The sequence below is a fragment of the Vibrio sp. YT-19(2023) genome, from assembly GCF_033337395.1.
In genome coordinates this window covers 1-584 of the sequence record NZ_JAWOQN010000826.1, presented here as the reverse complement: position 1 = coordinate 584, position 584 = coordinate 1, and the positions used below count along the sequence as shown (strand labels likewise).

Sequence of the window (584 nt, the reverse complement as noted above, 5' to 3'; positions counted from 1 at the left end):
GTCGTCAGGCTATTCATCGTCATTGTCTTCGCATCCATGTTTGCACCTATGCCGCCAACGCTTTTGTAAACGCATTCCCCTGAGAAGGGATTACATAGCCGTGCAAGCCACTTTCCAAGAACTGGATGTAACGCACATCACCAATGCGAACATTGAGGTTTTGCACCGTCTCGACTGGCACATCAACAACGATTGGTTTCGCTTGGCTGTCGTTTTGTAGCTCACAATCCACGCGGAAAAATGAGCCCAAAAACTCGGTAGCGGTAATGCGTACAGGCAACGAGTTGCGGTAGTTTTCGACAAACTTGATGTTCTCGGGACGCACCGCCAAATCAAAGCGGTCACCACGTTGAATCTTACGATTGGTTAAACGTGGTGCTGGCAGTAGAGTCTCAGCAATACGCACCTGAGATTCGGTCACAACAGATGTCTCGATAAAATTCATGCTGCCGACAAACTCGGCCACAAAGCGCGTTGCCGGTTGTTGGTAGATTTCTTGAGGCGTGCCGACTTGCTCAATTACGCCATGGTTCATCACCACAATTCGATCTGCCATCGAAAGCGCTTCATCTTGATCGTGCGTA

Annotated in this window: 1 protein-coding gene; it reads right to left on the bottom strand. The window is 49.3% G+C overall.

What is annotated here, in order from left to right; genetic code table 11:
• Positions 1-46 precede the first annotated feature (46 nt).
• Positions 47-584, bottom strand: a 538-nt coding sequence (locus tag R7E78_RS28675; protein ID WP_318058953.1) for a TOBE domain-containing protein, incomplete at its 5' end; no start/stop codon positions are given.